Source organism: Staphylococcus sp. EG-SA-2 (assembly GCF_017152085.1).
Genome location: NZ_JACYHC010000404.1, coordinates 1 through 6,496, shown reverse-complemented (window position 1 = coordinate 6,496; position 6,496 = coordinate 1). Strand labels below are relative to the sequence as shown.

The 6,496-nt window shown below is 32.3% G+C and carries 9 protein-coding genes; 1 reads left to right on the top strand and 8 read right to left on the bottom strand.

The window, feature by feature from the left end:
- From msrA to IDG60_RS23910, 8 genes are all read right to left on the bottom strand, one after another.
- Positions 1 to 443 (bottom strand): peptide-methionine (S)-S-oxide reductase MsrA (gene msrA, locus IDG60_RS04015; RefSeq protein ID WP_206160514.1); only part of this gene is annotated, 443 nt, incomplete at its 3' end.
- An 85-nt stretch (positions 444 to 528) separates the two neighbouring features.
- Complete coding sequence (fakB2, locus tag IDG60_RS04010) at positions 529 to 1,368, bottom strand: fatty acid kinase binding subunit FakB2 (RefSeq protein WP_000166059.1); 840 nt, start codon at positions 1,366 to 1,368, stop codon at positions 529 to 531.
- A 14-nt stretch (positions 1,369 to 1,382) separates the two neighbouring features.
- Entirely contained in the window at positions 1,383 to 1,862 is a 480-nt protein-coding gene (locus IDG60_RS04005; protein WP_000175746.1) for a dihydrofolate reductase, read from the bottom strand.
- A gap of 199 nt (positions 1,863 to 2,061) precedes the next feature.
- Positions 2,062 to 3,018 (bottom strand): thymidylate synthase, encoded by a 957-nt coding sequence (locus IDG60_RS04000; protein WP_000934894.1) that lies wholly within the window; start codon positions 3,016 to 3,018, stop codon positions 2,062 to 2,064.
- Between the two features lie 423 nt (positions 3,019 to 3,441).
- Complete coding sequence (brxA, locus tag IDG60_RS03995) at positions 3,442 to 3,879, bottom strand: bacilliredoxin BrxA (RefSeq protein ID WP_000995287.1); 438 nt, start codon at positions 3,877 to 3,879, stop codon at positions 3,442 to 3,444.
- Between the two features lie 15 nt (positions 3,880 to 3,894).
- The gene (locus IDG60_RS03990; RefSeq protein WP_000404645.1) at positions 3,895 to 5,019 is read right to left on the bottom strand and encodes a virulence factor; all 1,125 of its coding nucleotides are present in this window, start codon (positions 5,017 to 5,019) and stop codon (positions 3,895 to 3,897) included.
- Positions 5,020 to 5,056: 37 nt separating this feature from the next.
- A complete protein-coding gene (locus IDG60_RS03985; RefSeq protein ID WP_000691942.1) occupies positions 5,057 to 5,308 on the bottom strand; it encodes a NifU N-terminal domain-containing protein in 252 nt (83 codons plus the stop codon).
- Positions 5,309 to 5,319: 11 nt separating this feature from the next.
- Complete coding sequence (locus IDG60_RS23910) at positions 5,320 to 5,514, bottom strand: zinc-finger domain-containing protein (protein ID WP_001795441.1); 195 nt, start codon at positions 5,512 to 5,514, stop codon at positions 5,320 to 5,322.
- A 244-nt stretch (positions 5,515 to 5,758) separates the two neighbouring features.
- Here IDG60_RS23910 and IDG60_RS03975 point away from each other — a divergent pair, with 244 nt between their 5' ends.
- Positions 5,759 to 6,463: a queuosine precursor transporter gene (locus tag IDG60_RS03975; protein WP_000282171.1), complete on the top strand. Its 705-nt coding sequence runs from the start codon at positions 5,759 to 5,761 to the stop codon at positions 6,461 to 6,463.
- Positions 6,464 to 6,496: the final 33 nt, after the last annotated feature.

Here is a 6,496-nt window from a genome sequence, read left to right as displayed (position 1 = left end):
TAATAATCTTGATGGTAGTCTTCAGCTGGATAGAAATTTTTATATGGTTTAATAGGTGTAATCACTGGTTTCTTGAAAATACCTTGTTCATTTAATTGTTGCTTTTTAAACTCAGCAGCCTTTTTCTGATGCTCATCATGATAGAAAATGACTGGTTGATAGCTTTCGCCTCTATCGAAAAATTGCCCTTGATCATCAGTTGGGTCAAATGTTTTGAAATATATGTCTAATATATTTTCAAAGGAAGTAACCTCTGGATCAAACGTAATTTGTACTGCTTCGACATGGCCGGTTTGATTCGTACATACCTGTTCATAAGTTGGGTTGTCAACATGACCGCCACTATAACCAGATACGACTGACTTGATGCCTGGATATGATGTAAATGGTTTAACCATGCACCAGAAACATCCTCCTGCTAATGTTGCATATTCTTTTGTCATATGAATTACCTCCTCTATCTATCTAATTATAAATTTAGTCTATAAAGGATTGAAATGGAAGTAATTAACACTGAAAAGATTAAATTTACTTCTTAAGGACTACGAGGCCAATCGCACCTTGACCAGTATGTGCAGAAATAACTGGTGTAGTTACATTTATATCGTAATTATTCACATGAAAAGCTTCATTAAAAACTTTCTTCAATTTATCAACATATTCAATGACGTTAGCATGTGCGACACCAATGGATTTGATTTCATGATCTCCTATAAATTCAGCAATTTCCTTTTTCAAGTATTGGATACTAGAATTTTGAGTTCTCGCATTGTGCACAAGCTCTAAGCGACCATCATCAAGTGTACCAATTGGTTTAATTTTCATAAGATTACCAATCAAACCTTTTGTTTTACTAATTCTGCCACCTTTAATTAATTGATTCAATTGCCCTATAACTACAAATAATTTAATGTTTTCTCTTAAATGATTTAACTTTTTAACTATTTCAGAAGTTGAGACACCTTCTTTTACAAGCTCTACTAGGTGTTGTATTTGATACCCTAAACCAAAAGAAATAGATTTTGAATCAATAACAGTTACATTAGCATCTACCATTTGACTTGCTTGGTAAGCAGTGTTATATGTACCACTTAATCCTGAAGAAAGATGAATACTTATGATTTCAGAGCCATCTTTTCCTAGTTCTTCATAAGCAGATATAAATTCACCTATGGCTGGCTGACTTGTCTTTACATCTTCATCATTTTCAATATGATTAATAAATTCTTCTGATGTAATATCTACTTGGTCAACGTATGAAGCTCCTTCAATAGTTAAACTTAAAGGAATTACATGAATGTTGTTTGCTTCTAAGTATTCTTTAGATAAATCGGATGTTGAGTCTGTTACTATAATCTGTTTTGTCATGGTCGTTTTCCCCCTTATTTTTTACGAATTAAATGTAGAAAGGTATGTGGAATTGTATTTTTCTCATCTAGTTTACCTTCAACTGAAGAGGCAACTTCCCAGTCTTCAAATGTATAAGGTGGAAAGAACGTATCACCACGGAATTTACCTTCAATAACAGTAATATACATGTCGTCCACTTTATCAATCATTTCTTCAAATAATGTTTGCCCTCCAAATATGAAAACATGGCCCGGTAGTTGGTAAATATCTTCAATAGAGTGAATTACATCAACGCCCTCTACGTTGAAACTTGTATCTGAAGTAAGTACAACATTTCGACGATTCGGTAGTGGTTTACCAATCGATTCAAATGTCTTACGACCCATTACTAAAGTATGACCTGTTGATAATTTTTTAACATGTTTCAAATCATTTGGTAGGTGCCAAGGTAATTGATTTTCAAAACCAATTACTCGTTGCAAGTCATGTGCAACTAGAATGGATAAAGTCATAATTATCCTCCTTCTTCTATCATTTCATTTTTTATTACTAAGTTATCTTTAATTTAACACAATTTTTATCATAAAGTGTGATAGAAATAATGATTTTGCATAATTTATGAAAACGTTTAACACAAAAAAGTACTTTTTTGCACTTGAAAATACTATGATGTCATTTTGATGTCTATATGGTTAGCTAACTATGCAATGACTACACTGCTATTGGAGCTTTTATTGCTGGATGTGATTCATAGTCAACAATTTCCAAATCTTCATAATTTATGTCGAAAATAGACTTGTCACTGTTAATTTTTAATGTTGGAGGATTGAAGCTTTCACGTGCTAATTGTGTTTGAATCGCATCAATATGATTTGAATAAATATGTGCATCTCCAAATGTATGCACAAATTCTCCTACTTCAAGTCCACATTCTTTGGCAATAAGGTGTGTCAATAAAGCGTAGCTTGCGATATTAAATGGCACACCTAAAAAGATATCTGCGCTACGTTGGTATAACTGGCAACTTAACTTACCATCTTGGACATAAAACTGGAACATGGTATGACAAGGCGGAAGTGCCATTGTATCAATTTCTGTTGGATTCCATGCAGATACGATGTGTCGTCTTGAATCTGGATTATGCTTAATTTGTTCAATTACTGTTTTAAGTTGATCAAAATGATTACCATCTTTATCAACCCAATCTCGCCATTGTTTACCATAAACATTTCCTAAATCACCGAATTGCTTCGCAAAAGTATCATCTTCAAGAATACGTTGCTTAAATTGTTTCATTTGTTCTTTATATTGTTCGTTAAATTCAGGATCACTCAATGCACGATGCCCGAAATCTGTCATATCTGGACCGTTATACTCGTCTGATTTTATATAATTTTCAAAAGCCCATTCGTTCCAAATATTATTATTATATTTTAATAAGTATTGGATGTTTGTATCTCCTTTAATGAACCATAATAATTCGGTTGCTACTAATTTAAAAGAAACTTTCTTTGTCGTTAATAGTGGAAATCCTTTAGATAAGTCAAAGCGAAGTTGATGACCAAATTTCGAAATCGTACCTGTATTTGTGCGATCATTTCGTGTATTTCCTATTTCTAAAACCTCTTCACAAAGACTGTGATATGCTGCATCAAATGAATTCAACATATGCGATAACACCTCATTTTCATTATTTATAGTATGTATATTTAGTTTGATATAACTTAATTTTATGTAGCATTTTGTTATCACTCATTTTAGGAATATGATATTAATATCATGAATTCCGTTACTTTATTTATAAAATGCTGATTAAGTACCTACCACATCGTAACGTGATATATGTTTCCAATTGGTAATTGTTTACCCAAATCTATAACTTTAATGCTAAAAAATTTTAAAAAAGAGGTTAACACATGATTTGAATATTATGTTTGATGTCCTATTAAAACAGTTAAATTTCTAGAAAATATAGTTGGTAAAAACGGACTTTATTTAACAAATAGAATACAACTATATTCTCTATTTTCAATGACAGACACCATTTTTAATATTATAAAATGTGTTAACCTTTATATTTATTTATGTGTACTATTTACAATTTTCGTCAAAGGCATCCTTTAAGTCCATTGCAATGTCATTAATATCTCTACCTTCGATAAATTCTCTAGGCATAAAATAAACTAAATCTTGACCTTTGAATAAAGCATACGAAGGACTAGATGGTGCTTGCTGAATGAATTCTCGCATTGTAGCAGTTGCTTCTTTATCTTGCCCAGCAAAAACTGTAACTGTATTTGTAGGTCTATGTTCATTTTGTGTTGCAACTGCTACTGCAGCTGGTCTTGCTAATCCAGCTGCACAGCCGCATGTAGAGTTAATAACTACAAAAGTAGTGTCATCAGCATTTACTTGGTTCATATACTCCGATACTGCTTCGCTCGTTTCTAAACTTGTAAAACCATTTTGAGTTAATTCGCCACGCATTTGTTGCGCAATTTCTTTCATATAAGCATCATATGCATTCATATTTAATTCCTCCAATTAAATTGTTCTGTTTGCCATTTGTTTCCATACTGAACCAAGTGCCTCATCTCCGTTTTCAATACGAGATATGGCCATTTCAATTTGTAATTTAACTTCAAACGCATTGTCATTAATATGGGCTTTTAGTGCGGGAAGCTGCTCTGCATTACCTTCATCAAAGATAAACATAGCAGCACGCCACCTAACGATTTTCTGTGGATCATCTAATAGTAGCACCATTTCTGGTAGTGCCTCTGGATACCCTAAATCGCTTATGCAATCCCCTGCTGTTCTTCTTACAGCAGGACTTTTATCACGAAGCCCCTTATATAAATACGGTAAAATTTCTTTACTTTCAATCATACCTAATAATACAATCGCTTGACGTCTAACCGGTACTTTTTCATCAGATAAAGCTAAATCAAGTAGCGGTATATCTTCAAAAGTCGGCTTTGGAAAATGGTTTAACATTCGTAATCGAGTCTTCCAATTATCAGTTGCATGATATTCATCCAAAGAGACATGTCGATAGAAATGATAATTATTAGTTGCGTGATTTTCTTCTAAAGCATGTTTTACCAATACGGGTAACTGTGATTCTGGATAGGTAGCTAGCACTTCTTCTAGGACACCATCCATTACTTCTTCAATATTTCCATAGCGATTTCCTAAATCTAGCCATTTACGCATAAAAACAATATTGTCATGTGCTGTTTGCGCTTGAGTCATATGATCAACATATGTTTGTGGTAATTGTTCTCTTAATTCTTGGTCAGCAGAAGTTAGCTTAATTTGATACGGTATACCCTTAAAAGTTAATAATTCAGCTTTAATTTCACCAAAATGATTGTCAATTTGAGGTTCATTTACAGATTCTAAAACCTTATTCGCATCAGAAAAAGCAGCTTTAATATCAGGTAATATGACTTCCCAATCAGCTTTTGGTGCCTTATCAACAGCTAAGAAGTTCATGACATGAAAAATGGAAGTGATACCATCTATAGATAACAACTGATTTATAAATCTTGGTTGTGTTTCTTCTACTTTTTTATAAGTATTAGATAACTTGTCTTCTCTTGTATATGACAAAACAACTTTCATTGTATTTGGACTTGGTGTTGGCTCTATACGTAAAATTTCCATATACTTTATTCCCCCCGAATACTAGTTGATGAAAAATTTATTCGAATACAGCCTCTACTTTTGGCAATACTGTTTCCCAATTTGCGTCATTTTCTTTATCTACTGAAATAAAGTCCATAACATGGAAAATTGATTTAACGCCTTCAACCTTTAAGATGTCATTAATAAATGCTGGCTGTGAATCATCAACTTTAGTATACGTATCTGATGTCATACCTTCTCTGCTTTCACTAAGTGTAATCTTCATTGTGTTGTGGTTCGGTGTTTCTGATATAGATATAATTTTCATTTGACTTCCTCCTATTGAAGTTCATTTCCTAATTGTTTTATTTCTTTCCCTATTGAACACTCATTGATACAAAAATGATGCGCCTTCGTTTTCCCCTCTAATTTACGCAGACGAGTTTTGATTGGACATTGATTGCAATAAGTATTCATTAAATCATCTATTTTCGCGAGTGCATTTTGCTCTGAAAAAGTTAAAATACGCGACACTTCCTTTATTACTTCAAAATATTGCAACCTTGTAAATAAGTGTTACTGTTTTAAATTTGACATAAAAATATTATAACATTTTTGACCCTAAGATTTGAATAAAACCTTTTACAATTCTATACGTAAAATGTATTTATATTCAAATGCTATTGCATCGCAAACGATTTTTCAGTAAAATGAGTAAGTTATTTATTGAGCGGTTTCTAAACACCCGCATGATCAAAATTTAGGAGGACATTTTAATATGTATAATGAAATTTTAGGACTAGTTACGTTTATTGCAACGTTCGTACTTATGGTACTTATGTATCGCTTTTTTGGTAAACAAGGTTTAATTGCATGGGTTGCAATTGGCACAATCATTGCCAACATACAAGTGATTAAAACTGTAGAAATCTTTGGTATTTCAGCAACTTTAGGTAATGTCATGTTTGCTTCTATTTATTTAGCAACAGATATTTTAAATGATATTTATGGGCGTAGAGTTGCAAAAAGAGCAGTTTGGTTAGGCTTTTCATCAACATTAATTATGATTATTGTTATGCAATTGTCATTACATTTTATTCCTGCACCAGAAGATATGGCACAAAAAGCATTACACGCAATCTTTGATGTTGTGCCACGTATTGCTTTAGGCTCAATTGTCGCATATATTATTGGTCAACATATTGATGTATTTATCTTTTCACTAATTAAAAAAGTATTTAGTTCTGATAAAACGTTTTTCATCCGTGCATATGGTAGTACATTTTTAAGCTCAATAATTGATACAGCTTTATTTGTAGCTATCGCTTTTATCGGAAGTTTACCTGGTACAGTTGTATTTGAAATATTTATTACAACTTACGTATTAAAATTAGCTTCAACAGTTTTCAATGTACCATTTGGATATATTGCTAAATCATTTTATCGTAAAGGTAAGATTGATAAGTTAGATCAAGGCTATTAACGCACTTACTACACAAAAGAATAAGTTTTAAGG

What these genes read in the sequence shown, in the direction of transcription:
- brxA (WP_000995287.1), bottom strand. Translation starts at nt 3,879, where the DNA reads ATGAATGCATATGATGCTTATATGAAAGAAATTGCGCAACAAATGCGT.
- fakB2 (WP_000166059.1), bottom strand. Translation starts at nt 1,368, where the DNA reads ATGACAAAACAGATTATAGTAACAGACTCAACATCCGATTTATCTAAA.
- IDG60_RS03985 (WP_000691942.1), bottom strand. Translation starts at nt 5,308, where the DNA reads ATGAAAATTATATCTATATCAGAAACACCGAACCACAACACAATGAAG.
- IDG60_RS04005 (WP_000175746.1), bottom strand. Translation starts at nt 1,862, where the DNA reads ATGACTTTATCCATTCTAGTTGCACATGACTTGCAACGAGTAATTGGT.
- IDG60_RS04000 (WP_000934894.1), bottom strand. Translation starts at nt 3,018, where the DNA reads ATGTTGAATTCATTTGATGCAGCATATCACAGTCTTTGTGAAGAGGTT.
- IDG60_RS03975 (WP_000282171.1), top strand. Translation starts at nt 5,759, where the DNA reads ATGTATAATGAAATTTTAGGACTAGTTACGTTTATTGCAACGTTCGTA.
- IDG60_RS03990 (WP_000404645.1), bottom strand. Translation starts at nt 5,019, where the DNA reads ATGGAAATTTTACGTATAGAGCCAACACCAAGTCCAAATACAATGAAA.